The 19,537-nt window shown below is 63.5% G+C and carries 9 protein-coding genes; 7 read left to right on the top strand and 2 right to left on the bottom strand.

Annotation, left to right across the window (positions count from 1 at the left end):
* Window positions 1-25: 25 nt before the first annotated feature.
* The gene (locus tag CPI83_RS16445) at window positions 26-973 is read right to left on the bottom strand and encodes a hypothetical protein (RefSeq protein ID WP_153211302.1); all 948 of its coding nucleotides are present in this window, start codon (window positions 971-973) and stop codon (window positions 26-28) included.
* Between the two features lie 202 nt (window positions 974-1,175).
* Between CPI83_RS16445 and CPI83_RS16440 the strand changes: the two genes are divergently transcribed.
* A complete protein-coding gene (locus CPI83_RS16440) occupies window positions 1,176-1,574 on the top strand; it encodes a DUF1801 domain-containing protein (RefSeq protein ID WP_020907486.1) in 399 nt (132 codons plus the stop codon).
* Window positions 1,575-1,581: 7 nt separating this feature from the next.
* Here the strand turns inward: CPI83_RS16440 and CPI83_RS16435 are convergent, their stop codons facing one another.
* Window positions 1,582-2,739 (bottom strand): isochorismate synthase, encoded by a 1,158-nt coding sequence (locus CPI83_RS16435; protein WP_097387435.1) that lies wholly within the window; start codon window positions 2,737-2,739, stop codon window positions 1,582-1,584.
* Window positions 2,740-2,940: 201 nt separating this feature from the next.
* Here CPI83_RS16435 and CPI83_RS16430 point away from each other — a divergent pair, with 201 nt between their 5' ends.
* The 6 genes from CPI83_RS16430 (at window position 2,941) to CPI83_RS16405 (ending at window position 19,519) form a co-directional block, all read left to right on the top strand.
* On the top strand, window positions 2,941-3,171 hold the full coding sequence (locus tag CPI83_RS16430) for a phosphopantetheine-binding protein (protein ID WP_003942230.1): 231 nt from the start codon (window positions 2,941-2,943) through the stop codon (window positions 3,169-3,171).
* Window positions 3,159-3,959, top strand: a complete 801-nt coding sequence (locus tag CPI83_RS16425; RefSeq protein WP_021344032.1) for a 2,3-dihydro-2,3-dihydroxybenzoate dehydrogenase — start codon at window positions 3,159-3,161, stop codon at window positions 3,957-3,959. Before CPI83_RS16430 ends, CPI83_RS16425 begins: the two co-directional genes overlap by 13 nt.
* Window positions 3,960-4,000: 41 nt before the next feature.
* On the top strand, window positions 4,001-5,665 hold the full coding sequence (locus CPI83_RS16420) for an AMP-binding protein (protein ID WP_097387434.1): 1,665 nt from the start codon (window positions 4,001-4,003) through the stop codon (window positions 5,663-5,665).
* Window positions 5,666-5,701: 36 nt separating this feature from the next.
* On the top strand, window positions 5,702-6,349 hold the full coding sequence (locus CPI83_RS16415) for an isochorismatase family protein (RefSeq protein ID WP_019748152.1): 648 nt from the start codon (window positions 5,702-5,704) through the stop codon (window positions 6,347-6,349).
* 47 nt (window positions 6,350-6,396) lie between these two features.
* Entirely contained in the window at window positions 6,397-6,849 is a 453-nt protein-coding gene (locus CPI83_RS16410; protein ID WP_019748153.1) for a flavodoxin family protein, read from the top strand.
* A 208-nt stretch (window positions 6,850-7,057) separates the two neighbouring features.
* Window positions 7,058-19,519 (top strand): non-ribosomal peptide synthetase, encoded by a 12,462-nt coding sequence (locus tag CPI83_RS16405; RefSeq protein ID WP_232816761.1) that lies wholly within the window; start codon window positions 7,058-7,060, stop codon window positions 19,517-19,519.
* The last annotated feature ends 18 nt before the right edge of the window (window positions 19,520-19,537 follow it).

Genomic DNA, 19,537 nt, shown 5'->3' with positions numbered 1-19,537 from the left:
TCCGCTTTCCCGAGACGTGAATCGACTACGACCCGAGAGAGCTTGTGGTTCCGCCCGAGAGCGCGATGTCACTGGCGCCTCGAAGAATTCGGAGCGGAGGCAGCGGCCCTTGGTATGCCTCGGAGCCACTGATCAGATCACCGGCCGCGTCGAACGCGATCGCTTCACCTTGTGGCTCGTCGGGAAGGGGCACACGAATCGGCTTGGTGGTCAAGGCTTTCGCGAGATCACCGTCGGGAGCTGTGTAGAGGTAGACATCGGTGTAGGTGCGCAGCGCTACCACCGTGCCGTCTTTGCTCACGGCGCCTCCGGTGACAGCCATCGTTCCGGCGTGGGGGACCGGTCCACCGGAAGTGAGGGTGGGAGTAAATCTGAGCTGACCTACCTTGGCCAACATGGTCGGCGACGCCGCACTCAGATCCTGAACCTGCTGTCGTTCAGCGGTTGTGTAGACCACGCTTGCGCCCAGGTAATCCTTGGTGACGATGACGGGAAGCCCGTTGCTCTGGATCAGCAGTGTCTCGGCATCGTGCGCCCCGTCCGGATAAACCAGGGGGTAGGAGGTCGCGGCACCTGAAGTCGGATCGAGTTCGATCAGCCCGATCGACGTTCGTACCGCGTTGTTGTCGCCGATGTCTGCCAGCCACAGGTGGCCGTCGGGAGTCGACGAGAGATCCTCGACATCGACACGAGGGGTGCCCACGCTGATCCAGCGCTGAACGTGGCAGTTCGAATCGAGTTCGGCGACTCGATCATCGGAGCCGCTGTCGCCGATTGCGTATATCCCGGCCGCGGTGACGGTGAGTCCGGACAGCTCGGAAAGGCCTTCATCGGTGGGTGTGCACAGTACGTCGAAGACGCGCGGGGCCTGTTGCGCCGCCGCCGGAACAGTGTGAACGCCGACGACTGCGGCGGCGAGAAGAACCGATCCGGCAGCCGCAGCGACTGAATGGGCGAGCGGGCGATTCCACATCACGATGCAGTCCTCCGGGCCGAAGAATCGGGACTCAGTGCCCAGAGAATACTGGACGTCCGTCTCACTTTGTCCGAATTCCAAGAAATCGCGCTTGCCGAGACGTCGTGATGCGTCAGTGATTCGCTGAGTGAATGTTGGTGCAGGAGGGGATACTCGACTCACCGGAGATCGGCGGCAACGAGCAGGAAGTGACGAAGCGATGGCGAAGCGTGATTCCGAAAAGCAAGGCGCAGATTCCCCGTCTCAGTTGATCGACCAGAGAATCGAGGAACTCGGAGACTGGCGGGGCGAGATGCTCTCCCGGATACGAACTCTGATCAAAGAGGTGGATCCGGATGTGGTGGAGGAATGGAAGTGGCGAGGAGTTCCCGTGTGGTACCACGCCGGAATGATCTGTACCGGTGAGACTTACAAGAGTGCAGTGAAGGTGACTTTTGCCAAAGGCGCATCACTCGACGACGCCTCAGGTCTCTTCAACTCCAGCCTCGAGGGCAATACGAGACGGGCGATCGATTTTCACGAAGGTGAAGCCGTCGACGAAAAGGCGTTCAAGGCACTCGTTCACGCCGCGATTGCCCTGAACACCTCGAAGAAGTGATGCCTGGTCAGAGCTGATGTTCAGCGAGGTCGAACGCACTGAGTAACGTGCGGAATTTTGTACTGGTCTCTCTCAGCTCGATTTCCGGATCGGAGGAAGCGACGATTCCGCCGCCTGCGTACGCCCGCGCCGAGAGGCCGTCTGCTGCAATCTCGGCGCAACGAATAGCCACCATCCACTCGCCGTCTCCGGTTCGGTCGCACCAGCCCACGGCACCGGCGTAGAACCCGCGGTCCCCTTCGGTCGCGGTGATGTGCTCGCGTGCGGCGCCCGTCGGTGTTCCGCAGACGGCGGGGGTCGGGTGCAGCGCCATTGCCAGCTCGAGCGAGGTCAGGCTCGGATCGGCCAGGACACCTTCGATCTTGGTCCCGAGGTGCCACAGTTGCGGTGTCCGAAGGAGTTCCGGTGCGCTGGGTGCAGTGAATGATGTGCACAGTGGTCCGAGTATCGCGCTGATGGAGTCGACGACAAACGCGTGTTCGGCGAGATCTTTGGTCGACGCGCGGAGTTGCTCGGCATTCGCCTCGTCCTGATCCGAATTCGGGTGCCGTGCAATCGAGCCCGCCAACGGGTGGCAGGTGACGACGTCGCCTCGCCGTTCGATCAGAACCTCGGGCGTCGAGCCGACCAGCGAACGCCCGCGGTACTTTCCTCCGGCGGGGGACAAGTCGACGCAGAAACCGTTGTGCGCGTGATCGAGTGCAATCAGTTTCTCGGCCAGAGCGGCGGGAAAGATCGTGGACTCGGCCTCGATGGTCAGGGAGCGTGCGAGGACAACTTTGTCGAGTTCGCCTGCTCGAAGACGTTCGATGGCGCCGCGGACTCTGTCGGTGTGGATCTGCGCGCTGGGTTCGAATCCGGCTACCCGCGAAGTGGGTAGCGTCGGTACGTTCGAGTGATATAGATCACCGCGGACTCGTGTGAAACTCAGTGGCGCGGTGAGGGCGGACGCCGTCTCCGGTGAGAACGGCAGGGCTCCGACGACCGAGTCGATGCGCCCCGTTTTGAGGGCTTCAGCGGCGTCGAAGGCCGAGTCGAATTCTTCGACTACTCCCGAAGTGCGGATCGACGTTTGCCTACGTGAGAGCAGGAAAACGGAGTCCGTTTCATCGTCAGTCCGGTTGTTGCGCAACGGGAATTCGGAGACTTCGGCGAGTGCTGACATGGACACCCTTCCAGTTCGACAGGATTACTTGCTATGTTGAGGCTAGCCTTAGTTCGGATGAATTTGTGTCGTGAGCATCCGGGTTGTGTACTTCCGTACCGTTATGGTTAGGCTGGCCTAAAGTAATGGCGTGCGGACGGGGTCGACACGAGGGGTGGGTTGGCTCGATCTGAGCGCGTCGACCACTACTCGAGGAGACCGATGAGCAACACCGTGGACCGTGACCAGATCGTGCGCGACGTCGCCGAGGTTCTGTCGATGAGGGCAGAACAACTCGGCGACGACGCGGACCTGGGTGACGAAGGCCTGGACTCGGTTCGCTTGATGACGCTCGTCGAACGTTGGCGAGGAGCGGGCGCGGATGCCGACTTCGCGGAGTTGGCAGAAGAACCGACGATCAATGCCTGGGTTCAGGTGCTGTGCCCGCAGTGAGCGATCGCCGAATTGCCGTGGTCACCGGTGCTGCGGCGGGGATCGGCGCCGCAGTTGCCCGGACTCTTGCGCGCGACGGGTATTCGCTGGCGCTTCTCGATCGCGACGACGTCGAACTGAAGCGGGTAACTGCGGAATTGGCAGAAACAATCGTCGAAGGCGCCGATATCGAGAGTCACGTCGTGGACGTGACCGATCGGCAGGCAGTCGACGCTGCAGTGGCCTCCACGATGGACACGTTCGGCCGGATCGACGCGCTCGCGCACGTCGCCGGAATTCTGGACACCGGATCGGTGCTTGACTCCGATCCAGACCAGTGGCGGAAGATATTCGGCGTCAACGTCTTCGGATTGCTCAACGTGCTGCAAAGTGTGGGACTGGAAATGCGTCGCCGTCGGGCCGGGTCGATCGTGGTGGTCTCGTCCAACGCGGCCGGTGTCCCACGTATCGGGATGGGTGCTTACGGTTCGTCCAAAGCTGCTGCCACCATGTTGGTTCGAACCGCGGGCCTGGAGTTGGCTGTCGACGGGATTCGTGTCAACGTTGTCGCTCCGGGTTCCACAGACACAGCGATGCAGCGGTCATTGTGGTCGGACCCTTCCGACGATTCGGGTGCCGACGCGGTCATCGAAGGCAATCTGGCGGGCTATCGCCTGGGCATTCCGCTCGGAAAACTTGCCACCGCAGACGATATCGCGGACTCGGTGCACTTCCTGCTGTCCGACCGGGCGGCCCACATCACCATGCAGGCGCTGTACGTCGACGGCGGAGCGACGCTCAAAGCGTGAGATGTATTTGCTGACAGTACTTTCGAAGAGGAGTCACTTGCATGACATCGAGGATCGCTCGCGAGCCCTTGGCGCCTGTCGCACAGTATCCACCCGAAGTGGTGACGCATTATCGGGAACGAGGCTACTGGACTGACGAGACGTTGGCCGGATTCATCACGGCCGCGGCCGCACGGCATCCCGACAACGAAGCGGTAGTAGGCAGCGATGCCACCGGGGCACAAACACGGCTGACGTATTGCGACCTCGATCGTCGCAGTTCGGCAGTGGCCGGAGGCCTGTCCGGGTTGGGTGTTCGCGCCGGTGACCGTGTGCTTCTGCAGCTACCGAACATCGTGGAATACGTCGAAGCATTGTTCGGTGTGTTGAAGCTCGGCGCCCTGCCGGTATTCGGGTTGCCGGCGCATCGCCGAACCGAAATCGGATACTTCTGCCAGTTCGCTGATGTCGCTGCCTATATCGTCGCCGAGCGTCATGGCGGGTTCGACTACCGCGCACTGGCGCGTGAGGTGAACGAAGGCCTCGAGACTCCGCCTGTTGTGATCGTGGCCGGCGAGCCCGAAGAGTTTGTCGGTTTCGATTCGCTACGCGGATACGAGATTCCCGTTCTTGCCGACGTCGATCCGTTGTCGGTCGCCTTTCTTCAGCTTTCCGGTGGCACGACCGGTGTTCCGAAGCTGATTCCGCGAACGCACGCCGACTACCTCTACTCGGTGCGGGCATCCAACCCGATCTGCGGCGTCGACGATTCGACGCGCATGTTGGTGGTTCTCCCTGCTGCGCACAATTTTCCGATGAGTTCGCCGGGCATTCTCGGTGTCTTCCACGCGGGCGGCACCGTGGTTCTGGCGCCGGACACCATGCCGTCCACAGCTTTCGGTCTGATCGAATCAGAGCGAGTCACGCACGCGTCGCTGGTTCCACCGATCGCATTGGCCTGGATGGCCGCCCCCAGCAAGGCAGATCACGACCTGTCGAGCTTGCGGGTTCTCGGCGTCGGCGGAGCGAAGTTCAGCGCCGAAGCTGCCGCACGCGTACCCACGGAGCTGGGCTGCACCCTTCAGCAGGTGTTCGGCATGGCTGAGGGTTTGGTCAACTACACCCGCCTCGACGATACGGAAGATTTGATCGTCAGCACGCAGGGCCGGCCCATTTCACCGGACGACGAGGTTCGTGTAGTCGATGACGATGGCGCGCTCGTCGAGCCCGGAACCACGGGGCACTTACTGACTCGGGGGCCGTACACGATCCGTGGCTATTACCGGGCGGATGCGCACAATGCCGAGGTCTTCGACGCCGAAGGTTTCTATCGCACCGGCGATCTGGTCAGCGTCACCGATACGGGACACCTGATTGTCGAGGGCCGCGCAAAGGACCAGATCAACCGCGGCGGCGAGAAGGTGGCCGCCGAGGAGATCGAGAACCACCTGCTCTCGCATCCTGCTGTCCACGATGCGGCCGTCGTCGCTGTTCCCGACGAGTACCTGGGCGAGCGAACCTGCGCCGTTCTGGTGATTTCCGGAGATGCACCGACCGTCGGCGAGATCAAGCGATACATACGAGGCCGAGGCGTTGCGGCGTACAAGGTTCCGGATCGAGTGGAGTTCGTGACCGAGTTCCCCGTCACCGGCGTCGGAAAGACCAGCAAGGCGGCCTTGCGCCGTGTTCTCAGCGAATCGATTGCCGCACAGACTCTGTCGAGTTGATCGGTTCCCACCCCCACATTTTCGAGGAGATTCATCATGGCGCTACCCACAGCAGTGCGATACGAGATGCCCACCGAGTTTCCGCAGAATCGGGTCGACTGGACTCTCGATCCTTCCCGAGCGGTGCTGCTTCTGCACGACATGCAGGAATATTTCGTGAATGCGTACGACCGAAGCGTCGACCCGCTCCAAACCGTGGTTCCGAACATCGACCGGCTTCGTTCGTCGGCGCGAGCTGCCGGAATCCCGATCGTCTACACCGCGCAACCCGGAGATCAGGATCCCGAGGAGCGTGCGTTGCTGTCGGATTTCTGGGGACCGGGTCTGAAGGCAGATCCCGCTCATACCGACGTGATCGCCGAGTTGGCTCCGCATCCGGACGACGTGATGCTCACAAAATGGCGCTACAGCGCCTTCATCAAAACGGATCTGCGTGAGCGGCTGCGCGAGAGTGGGCGTGACCAGCTGATCATCACCGGAATCTATGCCCACATCGGTTGCCTGACTACCGCTTTGGACGGGTTCATGCAAGACGTGCAGATCTTCTTCGTGGGCGACGCGGTGGCCGACTTCTCCCTGGGCGAGCATGTCGGCGCCCTCGAGTACGCGGCCGGGCGCTGCGCCTCGGTCACCCGAACCGATGACCTGGTCAAGGCGATGAGCGCGGAAACGGTTTCGGCGTAGGCGTGAACGGCGACGGGTGCGCCACCCGTCGCCGTATTGTCAGGTGTGTGAAGACTTTGTTGGTGGTTCACCACTCGCCCTCGCCGACAACCCACGAATTGTTGGATGCAGTCCTTGCCGGTGCTCGCGATCCGGAGATCGAGGGCGTCGAGGTGAAGGTGGTGCCGGCGTTGGCGGCGACGGTGCCCGACGTACTCGCTGCTGACGGCTATCTTTTCGGTACCACCGCCAATTTCGGATACATGTCGGGTGCGCTCAAGTACTTCTTCGACACCACGTACTACCAATGTCTCGGTGCGGTGTCGGATCGGCCGTACGGCCTGTGGGTTCACGGCAACAACGACACTGCTGGTGCCGTGTCGTCGGTGCGCAAACTCGCGACAGGGCTCGGGTTGGTCGCGGTGGCGGATCCGCTCGAAGTGACTGTGAGCGTGGACAAATCTGTCCGCGATGGTTGTTATGAACTGGGCGGAACCGTCGCAGCAACGCTGATGGACTAGCCTTCCACTTTCTCGTTTCGGTTCACGAAAGAGACTGTCCCGCAAGCGGTTGTAGAAGCGCGTGTCCTCTGGTGAACGCGTCGGGAGCCGTCGGTTCTCGGGTCACCGGCGAGGCGGATTCCCCGATTCATCGACATTTAGTTTAGGCTACCCAAAACGACGTTAGGTCACCCTTGGGTGACGTGTGTCCACAGACGAGGGGATCAGTGTGAGCGTTCTTCCAGGTTCGAACTCCGGAGCGGCAAACGAAGCTACGTTTGCTCTCACAGGAGCTCAACTCGGGATTTGGAACGCACAGAGGCTTGATCCCGAATCTCGGAGCTATCTCGTCGGCGAGGTGCTCGAAATCTCAGGCGACGAACCGATCGACACCGAACTTCTGACGGCCGCCATCAGGGCGACGATCGGCGAAGCCGAAACCATGCGGCTGCGGATGATCGAGACGGCGGACGGCCCGCGTCAGTACATCTCCGACGAGCCGGTTGGCGTCATCCCGATCACCGACGTCCGTGACGAGCGCGATCCCGTAGCCGTGGCGCACGCACTGGTCGACGCCGAGCGCAGCCGAGCGTCCGAGTACTGCCGCTTGATGGTGGAGCGCCCTCTGTACACATACTCGCTGATCAGGCTGTCCGATCGCGAGATCTGGTGCATCCAGCTCTATCACCACCTGATCGTCGACGGATACAGCGCAGCCATGATTTCGCGTCGTGTCGCCGCGCACTACACGGCGGCGAAGAAGGGAACCGACGTCGCACCAACGCGATTCGGTTCGATGAGTGCGTTGGTCGCCGAGGACGAGGCGTACCGGGCGGGCAACCAGTTCGTCGAAGATCGTGACTATTGGCGTGATGTCCTGACGCCTTTGCCCGCGTTGGACGGACGCGGCCAGCAGGTCACCGGTCCGGCGGAACGAACGATCCAGGTTCGCGAGGTCATCAGTGCCGACGCCCTCGGCCGCCTCAAAGAGGTGGCAGACGCGACGGGAACAACGTGGGCCGAGGCGCTGATCGCCTGCTACGGCGCGTTTCTCCACCGGTTGCTCGGTGAGACGGATGTTGTCGTCGCGATGCCACTCATGGCGCGCGTGGGGCGCACGGCACTCAAGACCCCGGCCATGGCAGTCAACGTTCTGCCTCTCCGGTTGACGATTCGCAGCCACGATCGACTCGGTGACCTGAGCAAGCAGGTGGCCGCCACGATGAAAAGCCTGCGCGCACACCAGCGCTACCGCGGTGAGAATCTTGCTCGGGACCTGGGCGTCGCCGGCACGGGCGCACTGCTTCACGGGATCGGAATCAATCTCAAGGCTTTCGACTTCGCCCTCGATTTCGCCGGCGCTGTGGGTGTACTGCGTAACGTCGCCGGAGGTCCGCCCGAGGACCTGGGTTTGACGGTCACCCCCATCGCGGACGGCGAAGTTCTCCTCGGGTTCGAAGTGGACGCGCGCACCAACACTCGGGATTCGGTTCAGCGTCGCCTCGCTGGTTTCGTGAGCATCGTCAACGCGATGGTGGGGGAGGGAGACCCTGCCGTCGGACAGGTGCAGATGATGCCGGCACCCGAAGCTGCGCGGATCCTTGCCGGCCGTGAAATTGAACCTGTGCCTGGCTCCGTCGCCCTCGTCCCGGACGTCTTCGACCGCATCGTCGCCGATCATGCGGATGACACGGTCCTGGTGTGCGGTGAGGGACGTCTGACAGGCGCAGAACTCGGTGGTCGCGTCCACAAACTCGCCCGGTTGCTTCGGGCTCGCGATGTCGGCCCGGACGACATTGTCGGACTTGCACTTCCGCGTACCTCCGAGATAGTGGTGGCTCTGCTCGCGACATTGAACGCGGGCGCAGCGTACGTGGCCCTGGATCCGCAGCACCCGGCCGAGCGATTGCGGGATCTGATCGACGACGCGCAACCGAAGGTGGTGCTCACCACTTCCGCGCTGGCTGAGCAACTCGTCGGAGATTCTCGACCCGACCCGCTCGTACTCGATTCCGCCGCAGTGCGCGAAGAACTCCGTGCCCATTCCGAGCTTCCACTCGAACTCGGTGAACTGGCGACGGCGCGGCATGGTGATCACCTGGCGTACGTCATCTACACCTCGGGATCGACAGGCAAGCCCAAGGGAGTGCTGGTCAGAAGCGGTGGATTGGCGCACCTGCTTCACCACCACCGCGCCACCATCTACCGGGACACCGCCGAGCGCGTCGGGAACCGCCAACTGCACACCGCGCATACGGCGTCGTTCGCCTTCGACGCGTCTCTCGATCAACTGCTGTGGCTGCTGTGTGGTCATCGGGTGCACGTATACGACGAAGAACTGCAGAAGGACGCCGTTGCCCTGGTCGCGGCGTTCGAGCGAGATTGCGTCGACGTGGTCGACACGACGCCGTCGATGGCGGCAGCGATGGTGGACAACGGATTGCTGCGTACGCAGCGGTTGCAGCTCCTCGTCGTGGGCGGCGAGGCGGCACCGCCCGCACTGTGGGACGCAATCATCGAATCCGGTGTTCCCGCTCGAAACCTGTACGGCCCCACCGAAACGACGGTCGACGCGATCGCGACCACGGTCGAAGGTGCCGGACCGCGTATCGGGTACCCGCTCGCGGGAACCCGTGCGTACCTGCTCGACAGCGCGCTCGAACCGGTCGCCGACGGTGAACGAGGTGAGCTCTATCTGGCCGGACCGCAATTGGCCAGGGGATACCTCGGTCGCGCCGGAGCGACCTCCGAGCGTTTTGTCGCAGATCCTTTCGGGGCTCCGGGGGATCTGATGTACCGCGCCGGGGACGTCGCGCGCTGGGTACCCGGGCGGGGATACGACTTCATCGGTCGTAGCGACAAGCAGGTGAAGATCCGCGGACATCGCGTCGAGTTGAGCGAGGTCGAGGCTGTTCTCGGATCGGTGCCCGGAATCGGCGCGGCCGCCGCGCTGATCCGTACGGATGGAGGACGGCCCAGCCTGGTCGGCTACGTTGTAGCCGCCGCCGGTACGACGCTTCCGCCGCAGGAAGAATTGCGCCGAGACCTCGCCGGTCGCGTACCGGATCATTTGGTTCCGGCCGCAATCGTCGTTCTGGACGAACTGCCCGTCACGGTGAACGGAAAGCTCGATCGTGCGGCACTACCTGCGCCGGCTACCGAATCGGAAGGTCGCGCTGCATCGACACCACACGAGGAAATCCTCTGTGACGTGGTGGCCGAGGTGCTCGGCCGCGAGCGCGTCGGCGTGGACGAGGATTTCTTCGGCCTCGGTGGTGACAGCATCACGGCAATCAGTGTCAGCAGTCGCCTGCGGGTGCGCGGACTGGTCGTCGCTCCGAAAGAGCTACTTGCACAGCGAGATCTGGGAACCATCGCCGCTGCGGCGCGTGAGATTGCCGATGACGCCGACGCGGTAGCCTCGGTTGCGGACGTGGCGACCGGCACCGTGATCGCTCCGCCGATCGTCCGGGCACTGATCGACAAGAATCCGACAGACGAGGCAATTGCGGGCTACGCGCAGTGGACCGCAGTGCGCATCGACGACGGCCTCTCGCTGGGCGACCTGCAGTCCGGCGTGCAGACGATCCTTGATCACCATGACGCTCTACGTCTGCTCCTGCGCCGTGACAATGACAGCGGCACTACCGAATTGATCGTCCGGGACGCCGGCGCGGTGCGCAGCGAGGGACTCGTTCGCGAGGTGTCCGACACCTCGGAGCTGCCCCGGATCAGAGAGCTCGCGGAGGCGTCGGCGGCGAGTCTCGACCCGCGCGCCGGTGAACTCCTGCGAGTCGTACTGGTCAATACCGCGGCCGGTCGACCCGACCACTTGATCGTCGTGGCTCACCATTTGATCGTCGACGGTGTGTCCTGGCGAATTCTGCTTCCAGACCTCCACGAAGCTACCGATGCAGCGCGCGAGCGTAGGTCGGCCCGGCTGGGTGCTGGCGGAAGTTCGTGGCGCCGATACGCGGGGTTGCTCGCAGAATTCGGGGCCTCGGGCAGCAGGGCGTCAGAGCTCGAGTACTGGAAGTCCGCGTCGGTACAGGCGGACGACGAGCCGATCGGCAGTCGTCGTCTCGACCCGAAAGTCGACGTCACCGCAACCGCCTCTCGCACGACAACTGTTGCACCCCCGGCCGTCACCGACGCGCTGTTGACCACGCTTCCGGCGGCGTATCGAGCCAAGGCCGACGAAGTGCTACTCGCGGGTTTGATGCTTGCCTTGCGCTCATGGCAGCACGGCCGCGGCCTCATCGGCCTGCCCGCGCAGACAGTCACCGTCGAAGGCCATGGCCGCGACGCGCTCACCAGCGACACCGACTTCGCCGGAACCATCGGGTGGTTCACCAGTGAGTTCCCCGTCCGGGTTCCCACCGATGCACTGCTCACCGCAGACGATCTTGCCGACGCACTGAGCGGCGGAGCAGCTGCCGGGCATCTGCTTCGTGCGGTGAAGGAAGCAAAACGCGCCGTACCCGGAGGTGGAGTCGGCTACGGAGTTCTGCGGCATCTGGATCGCGACACCGCACCTGACCTTTCCGCGTGCGCTACACCTGAACTGTTGCTCAACTATCTCGGCCGCTTCCCGTCCCTACCCGGAACCGGATGGCGATTGCCGGAGCAGGATCCATTCGCGGTCATCGAACCGGCGAGCAAGGCAATGTCGGAAGTGCTGGCGCTCAACGCATTTGTCCGTGAGGACGGAGCACCGACGCTGGCAGTCGAGTGGACTGCGGCGGGTTCAGTGCTCGACGGCGAAACGATCGTCGCGCTGCAAGAGCATTGGGAACGTGCGCTCGCTGCCCTGACCGCGCATGCCGCGCTCTTCGAGGGTGGTTTGACGCCTTCCGATTGCTCGGCGACGATCTTCGGCCAGGGCGCGGTGGTCGATCAAGCCGGGATCAACGAACTCGAAGCCGTCCACGGACCGCTTGCCGATGTACTTCCGCTGTCGCCGCTACAAGAAGGCCTCCTGTTCCACGCGGTCCGTGACGGCGAAGCAGACGTCTATACCCTTACCGCACGCTTCGACCTCTCCGGCCCGTTGGACGAGGTGAAGTTGGCCGACGCGTTCGAGACCGTGATCGACAGGCACCCGAACCTACGCGCAGCTTTCCACTACGAGCAGTTCGAACGGCCCGTTCAGATCATTCCGCGCGGTGCAAAAGTCGAGTGGCGTTCGGTCGACCTGACCTCCGTTCCAGCTGACACTGCATTCCGCTCTGCAGATCAGCTCGAGGACGAGGCCGCCGATTACGTCTTCGATGTCAGTACACCGCCTCTGCTGCGTGCGCTGCTGATTCGGCTGCCCGGCGGGGTGCACCGTTTGGTCCTCAATGCACATCACCTGCTCACCGACGGGTGGTCGACTCCGATCGTCCTGCGCGAGCTGATGAACGTCTACCACGACGGCGATGCGCACCTTCCTGCGCCGACGCCGTATCGCGACTACTTGGCATGGATCGCCGGCCGTGATCAGGACTCTGCCCGCGCAGTGTGGAGTGAGCGTCTGCGTGGGCTCACCGCGCCGACTCTCGTTGCCGACGCAGGGGCGCCGCGAAGTGTGCCCGTCGCGCTCGAGGTTCCTCTCGCGACATCGGACGCCGAAGCGCTGATCGAACTCGGTCGTGCGCGAGCGCTGACGGTCAACACCCTGGTTCAGGGTGCGTGGGCAGCGGCGCTCGCCGAAGCGTCGGGACAGTGGGACGTCGTGTTCGGGGCCACGGTGTCCGGCCGACCTGCCGAACTCTCCGGGGTGGAGGGAATGGTCGGGTTGTTCAGCAACACGATTCCGGCCCGCCTCGACATCGTCGCGGATCAGCCCTTGCTGGATCAGTTCGTCGGTCTGCAGAACGCGCAGTTCGACATCGTGGACGTCGAGCACACCAGTTTGGCCGAGATCGAACGCATCGCCGGGATCGGTCAACTGTTCGACACGCTCCTGGTGTTCGAGAACTTCCCGAACTCCGGTGCGGGACAGCCTGCATCGCACACACTTCGAGTCGAGGGATTCACCAACCGCGGAGTCACGCACTATCCGATGACGTTGATGGCGCCGCCGAGCACCGGTCTGGATCTGGTCCTGTACCACGATCCGGCAGTTGTCTCCGAAGCCACGGCGCAGCGAATGGTCACACGGCTCGCGGAGATCCTGCGTGGGTTGCTGACCGAGCCGACAGCTCCCGCATCCGCGGTGCTCACGGTTGCCCGACAGGCAGCGTCCGTTGGCGATGCGGTGTCTGTCACGAAAAATGTGGCTGTCACGAAAAAGGTGGCCGCGTCCGATCCTGCGATCGATGTCGATCCCGCGGTCGTCGATGCAGTGTGCGCCTGTGTCGCAACGGTGTTGGAGATTCCCGACGTCGATCCGGGTGACAATTTCTTCACTCTCGGCGGTCACTCGCTCACTGCGATGCGGTTGGTGGGAAGTCTGCGGAAGCTGGGAATTCGCGTCGTCGTCTCCGATGTCTTCGACACCCCGACCCCCCTCGGTCTTGCCGTGGCCGCACGCGTCGATCAGAAGAAGTTCTCGCCGGATTCGGTTGCTGTCGTCGATCGACCCGCCGTGACCGTGGCGACGTTCCGCGCCCCGGCGGCGGCGGGAAATCCTGATCACGAGCGGTATTGGGTTCGCACGCTCGCGGGCTTGCCCCTCGAAACGGACCTTCCCTACGATCGCCCGCGCGGCGAAGAGTACCGCCCGCACACCTACGTTCGTCAGCTACGCGATGCTCGGTTCGGTGACGGATCAGGATTCGACGCGGTGCTGTTGGCCGCAGTGGCGGCGACGCTGAACGGCTTCGGTGGTGGTCGGGACCTTGCGGTCGGACTCTTCTCGGAAGGGACTGACAGCCTGATTCGGGTCGATCTGTCCGGTCGGCCGAGAATTGCCGATGTCGTTCGACGAGTCGAAAACGCTGTCTCTGAGTCACTTGCGCATTCCGAAGTCAGCCTCGACCGAATCGCCGATCTACTCGGGCGTCCGACGAGTAGTCTGTTCGCTGCCCGTGTCGGTCACTCGCCCGGAAATAGCGTCGACCTCGAATTCGTCCGAACCGCAACAGAACTTCGATTGACGGTTGATGCCGGGCTGTTCGACGCCGCGACTGCGGACGCATTGCTCGACGGTGTGATCGCGGTCCTCGGTCACGAAAACAGCACTGTCGTCGCGGATCTGCGATTGTCGGAAAGCAAGTCGGATCGCGACCCGGGCCGACGCGCGACGCCGCCGTCGGGGATCTCGCAGTTGTTCGCTCGACATGCCAGTCTCCACCCCGACGACGTCGCGGTGATCTCCGGCGAGGTCGGAATTACCTACGGGGAACTGTCGGCGCGCGTCGACGAGCTGGCCCGCGAACTTCTCGCGGCCGGCGCCGGACCCGAGAAGGTAGTCGCCGTCGCGCTCGATCGAGATGCGGATCTGGTGGCCGGACTGCTCGCGGTACTGCGTATTGGTGCGGCGTACCTGCCACTCGACGTCGACTACCCGAGTGAGCGGCTCGAGTTCATGATCGAGGACGCGGTTCCGGTGTGTGTCCTGACCAGTATCGACAGCGCCGGGCAACTTCCGTCGACGGTCGCCACGAGTGTCTTCGTGGACGGTGAGTTCACCAACTCGGGCGTTGTGCTTCCTTCGCCGCCCGCGGCGGGTGATCACCTCGCCTACATGATCCACACCTCCGGTTCGACGGGTCGCCCCAAGGGCGTGATGGTCTCGACGGGCAACCTCGCGGCCTTCGCGGACACGGTACTCGAGGATTGCTGGATCAGGCCGGGCGATCGCATCGTCGCGGTGACAACGGTGTCGTTCGACATCGCCGCACTCGAGTTGCTGTGCCCGCTCGCAGCGGGCGCGACTGTCGTGATCGCAGACCGCAGGACGGTTCGCGATCCGGATGCGTTGTCGGCGTTGATCATCGCAAGCGATGCGACAGTGATGCAGGCAACGCCGGCGCTGTGGCGAGTGGTCACCGAACACGAGAACGCAGTCGGACTCGCCATGGTGCGAGCCCTGGTGGGAGGGGAAGCCCTCCCTCAGGATCTGGCTGACGATCTGGTGGCCAACGCTGCTTCGGTCCGGAATGTCTACGGACCCACCGAGGCCACGGTGTGGGCGACATCTTCGGTCATCACGACCGGCGACCGAGTCACGATCGGTCAGCCCTGGACCGACGTGCACGTGCGAATCCTCGACGACGACCTGCGTGAGGTTCCGGAAGGCGTTGCGGGCGAGCTGTATCTGGGTGGTGCGCAGGTGGTCCGCGGATACCTGAATCGCCCCGATCTGACCGTCGCTCGGTTCGTTGCCGATCCTTCTCTGCCGGGGGCACGTCTCTACCGCACCGGCGATCTGGTCCGACGCAGGCGAGGGGTTTTGCACTTCCTTCGTCGTGCGGACGATCAGGTGAAGGTTCGCGGTTTCCGTATCGAGCTCGGCGAGGTCGAAGGCGCGCTCGGATCGGTGGCCGGTGTGTTCCGCGCGGCAGCCACCGTCCGTGTCGATGCGGCGGGCACCGGAAGTCTGCACGGATATGTGGTTCCCGAAGGTGGAACCACGCTCGATTCGGTACTGGTGCGCAAGGAGATTGCGCGGCTGCTCCCTGAGCACATGGTGCCGCAGAGCATCACGGTGCTCGAAGCACTCCCGCTCACCCTCAACGGCAAGGTGGACCGAAAGGCATTGCCCGACACCGCGCCGGATCGTGTGCCGAGCCCACTCGTAAACGTCGATGCGGATCGTCGGGCACGGCTCGAGTCGCTGAGCCCGGGCTGGCAGGACGTGTTGCCACTCGGTCCCTTGCAGGAAGGCATGTACTTCCAGTCGGTTCTCGACGGCGCGGGCGGTACGGATGTCTATCACATGCAGCCGCGATTCGAGTTCTCCGCCGATGCTGCCGTCGACGTTCGCTCACTCCGAGCAGCGGGGGATGCGCTCTTGCGGCGCTATCCGAACCTGCGGGCCGGCTTCACACACGCCGGTTTCGACACTCCGGTGCAGTTCGTGCCCAGGGCAGCCGAAATGCCTTTCCGCGAGATCGATCTGAGCGCAGTTGCGACCGAGGACATCGATCGCGAGGTTCGCGCCGTCGACGAGGCCGAATTCGGTACGCTCTTCGACTTGAGTGCACCACCACTCATTCGAATGGTGCTGGTCTGGTTACCGGGTGGGGGAGCGCATCTCGTCTTCACTCAGCACCACCTGCTGACCGACGGTTGGTCGCAGACCTTGATGTACGCGGAGTTGTTTGCGCTCTACGAGTTTGCTCGCACTCACGGCACGGACCCGGTTGGACTCGACGGCGCGCTCGACAAGCCTGCGGACTTCCGTGATCACCTGCGATGGATCGCCGAAGCGGATCGCACGGACGCCCTCTCGTCCTGGAAGGACTACCTCGCGGATCTCGGGCAACCCACACTCGTGGGTGGTACGGGATCAGGCGGACGCGCTCCGTTGCCGGTGTTCACCCGGGTTCAGCTCGAACAGAGCATCACCGAGCACGTTCGCGAGCTGGCCAGACGTAGCGGAGTGACGGTGTCCACCGTCGTCTCTGCGGCGTGGGGCCTGGCATTGCGCGCCGTGACGGGGCGTGACGACGTGGTCTTCGGATCGACGGTTTCGGGACGTTCACCCGAGGTCGAGGGCGCCGACCGCATGGTGGGCTTGGCGCTCAACACCATTCCCGTGCGTGTCCGGGTCCGGCCAGGCGAGGAGATCTCGGCGTTGCTCGGACGCCTGTTCCGTGAACAGGGTTCGCTGCTGGGGCATCACCAGCTCGGGCTCGGCGACGTGCAGCGAAGCGCTGGGTTCGCAACACTGTTCGACACGCTCTACGTCTTCCGCAACACGCCTCGTGACGAACAGGCACGTCGAGACACGTTCGGGCGCAGTGGAATCGTCGGGTTCGACGCAGTGGACGGCACCCACTATGCGCTCACGCTCGACGTGGATCCGGGGGTCGGGGATGCGCCGATGGCGCTCACTCTCGAAAATCGTCCCGACCTGATTCCCCACGACGTGGCTCGGGACGTTCTTTCACGCACCATCACGATCCTCGAAGTGATGGCGAATTCCGATACCGCCACGGTGGCGGAAACGGCGGTTCCGCTTTCGCACACCCCCGCGGAATTCGCTTCGGAGCACATTGTGATGCCGCGGCCGGACCAGGCAGGCGGTAGCGTGGACGCCTTGCTCCGCGAAAGGGCAGCGGCAACTCCGGACGAGACGGCGCTGGTCTTCGGAGACGTCACACTGAGCGCAGCCGAGATGAACACTCGAGTGGACAGGCTGGCACGGATACTCGCTTCGGCGCTGGGGCAGTCGGTGCCAGGCGCGGGATCGACCCGTGTTGTGGCGCTCGCACTTCCGCGTACCGCCGATCACGTCGTAGCGATCTTCGCCGTCATGAGAACTGGAGCGGCATACCTTCCCTTGGATCTGGCTCACCCGCCGGCACGCCTGCGCGAACTGATCCTCGACAGCGATGCGGCGCTGGTGATCACCACGACTCAGACGCGTGACCTCGTTGTTCCGGATGGACAGGTATGTCTGGTCCTCGACGACCCGGACGTAACCGGGGTACTCGACGGGCAGTCTCCGGCACCTGTAGTCGACGAGGCCGCGGTGTGCGGGCCGACCTCACCGGACCAGCCTGCCTACGTCATCTACACCTCGGGCAGTACCGGAAAACCCAAGGGCGTTGTGGTGGGTCACCGCGGGTTGACGACGATGTATCACAATCACAAGGCCGAGATCTTCACTCCGACCGAAAACAGTGTGGGTGGCCGACGTTTGCGCATCGCGCACACAGTCTCGTTCTCGTTCGACATGTCGTGGGAGGAACTGTTCTGGTTGCTCGCGGGGCATGAAGTTCACGTGATCGACGAGCAGGCGCGACTGGACCCCGCGTCTCTGGTGAAGCATTACCGCGAAGTCGGTATCGACGTCGTAAATGTAACCCCCTCGTATGCACGGGAACTGATGGCCGCCGGTCTCCTCGACGGGGAGCGGACGCCTGTGTTGGTGATGCTCGGAGGAGAAGCTGTACCTGCCGAACTGTGGTCGCGATTGCGCGATCAGGACGGTGTCGACGGGTACGACCTTTACGGGCCGACGGAGTTCACGATCAACGCGATGGGATCCCCGGTTCAGGGGAGCGAGACACCGTGCTTGGGTCGTCCGATTCTGAACGCGTCCGCGCGGGTACTCGATTCGGGGCTGCGGGAGGTTCCGATCGGAGCGGCGGGCGAGCTGTACATGTCCGGTGACGGAACGGCGATGGGTTACCTTCACCGGACCGCGCTGACATCTTCCGTATTCGTCGCGGATCCCTACTCGGTCGGTCACCGCATGTACCGCACGGGTGACGTCGTTCTGCGTCGCCGCGATGGCGAACTCGAATATCTGGGTCGCGCAGACCATCAGGTCAAGATCCGAGGCATTCGGATCGAATTGGGTGAAGTGGAATCCGCGCTGGCGTCGTTGCCGGGAGTGTTGAGAGCGGCAGCGTCAGTCCGTAGCGAAGGCGGTGGGCCGCCGCGACTGGTCGGGTACGTCATCGAAGAACCCGGCGCTGATGCAGTCGATCTGCGAGCTGCGTTGCGGGAACGCGTACCGGCACACCTGGTTCCGTCGGACATCGTCGTCGTGGATTCGATCCCGCTGACGCCCAACGGAAAACTGGACCGCGGTGCGTTGCCGGCACCCCCCGCCCGAGCAGCGGCCCGAGCACCGCGAACCGAGATGGAAAGGCAACTGTGCCAGGTCTTTGCGCGGGTACTCGGCGTCGAGGCCGTCGATCCCGAAGAGAGCTTCTTCGATCTCGGCGGCGACTCGCTTCGAGCCATGCGACTGGTGGGGGAGATGGAGCACGACCTGTCGGTGAGCGTCGGTGTGGGAACGCTGATGGCCCGTCCGACAGTTGCAGAACTTGCAGCACACCTTGGCGAGTCGGCGTCCGAAATCGATTTAAGTCGCGATCGCCTTCTGACACTCCGAGCCGAAGGCAGCGAAGAACCACTGTTCTGCGTGCATCCGGCCGGTGGATTCGCTTGGCCCTTTGCACCTTTGATCGGTGTCCTCGAGGCTGACCGTCCACTGTTCGGCCTGCAACTTCCCACAGTTGCCGGTGAGCCACTCGAACCGACGAACGTGGACCAACTGGCAGCGATGTACGTCGACACGATTCGGGGCGTTCAGCCGAGCGGGCCGTACCACCTGCTCGGCTACTCGTTCGGTGGCAACGTCGTTGCCGCGATGGCGGCTCAGCTGGTCGGTACCGGCGAGAGGGTGGAGTTCGCCGGTCTGATCGATACTCATCCACTGGGAGATCGTGACGATCGCGGTCGCGACGATGCCGACGACCGAGATCTGGCCGCCGCCCTGCCACCCGAGATCCTCACTCAGGCACCGGGACTGGTCGAGGCTGTTCGGGCGGGTTTTGATGCCACTCGTTTGCTCGTGGCCCGCTCGACTGACACAACCTACGACGGACCGGTTACTCTGATCACCGCCGACGCCGAGGCGTCCGGACAGCTGCTGGCCGATCGCTGGCGCAGAGTCCGCGGGGACCGGGACATGGCAGTACACCATCTGCCGTACGACCACGCCGGATTGGTGACCCCAGCCGGGTGGGCGGCAATTGCCCCGCTGCTCGACAGCCATTTGTCGAAACGCACGGCCACATAGTTTGAAAACCACACAGTT

The sequence above is a fragment of the Rhodococcus sp. H-CA8f genome, assembly GCF_002501585.1.
Lineage (GTDB): Bacteria > Actinomycetota > Actinomycetes > Mycobacteriales > Mycobacteriaceae > Rhodococcus_F > Rhodococcus_F erythropolis.
This window is presented reverse-complemented; position numbering and strand designations above follow the sequence as displayed.

Coding starts and splice junctions, on each gene's coding strand:
- CPI83_RS16440 (WP_020907486.1), top strand. CDS start 1,176: ATGGCGAAGCGTGATTCCGAAAAGCAAGGCGCAGATTCCCCGTCTCAG.
- CPI83_RS16445 (WP_153211302.1), bottom strand. CDS start 973: ATGTGGAATCGCCCGCTCGCCCATTCAGTCGCTGCGGCTGCCGGATCG.
- CPI83_RS16415 (WP_019748152.1), top strand. CDS start 5,702: ATGGCGCTACCCACAGCAGTGCGATACGAGATGCCCACCGAGTTTCCG.
- CPI83_RS16430 (WP_003942230.1), top strand. CDS start 2,941: ATGAGCAACACCGTGGACCGTGACCAGATCGTGCGCGACGTCGCCGAG.
- CPI83_RS16435 (WP_097387435.1), bottom strand. CDS start 2,739: ATGTCAGCACTCGCCGAAGTCTCCGAATTCCCGTTGCGCAACAACCGG.
- CPI83_RS16420 (WP_097387434.1), top strand. CDS start 4,001: ATGACATCGAGGATCGCTCGCGAGCCCTTGGCGCCTGTCGCACAGTAT.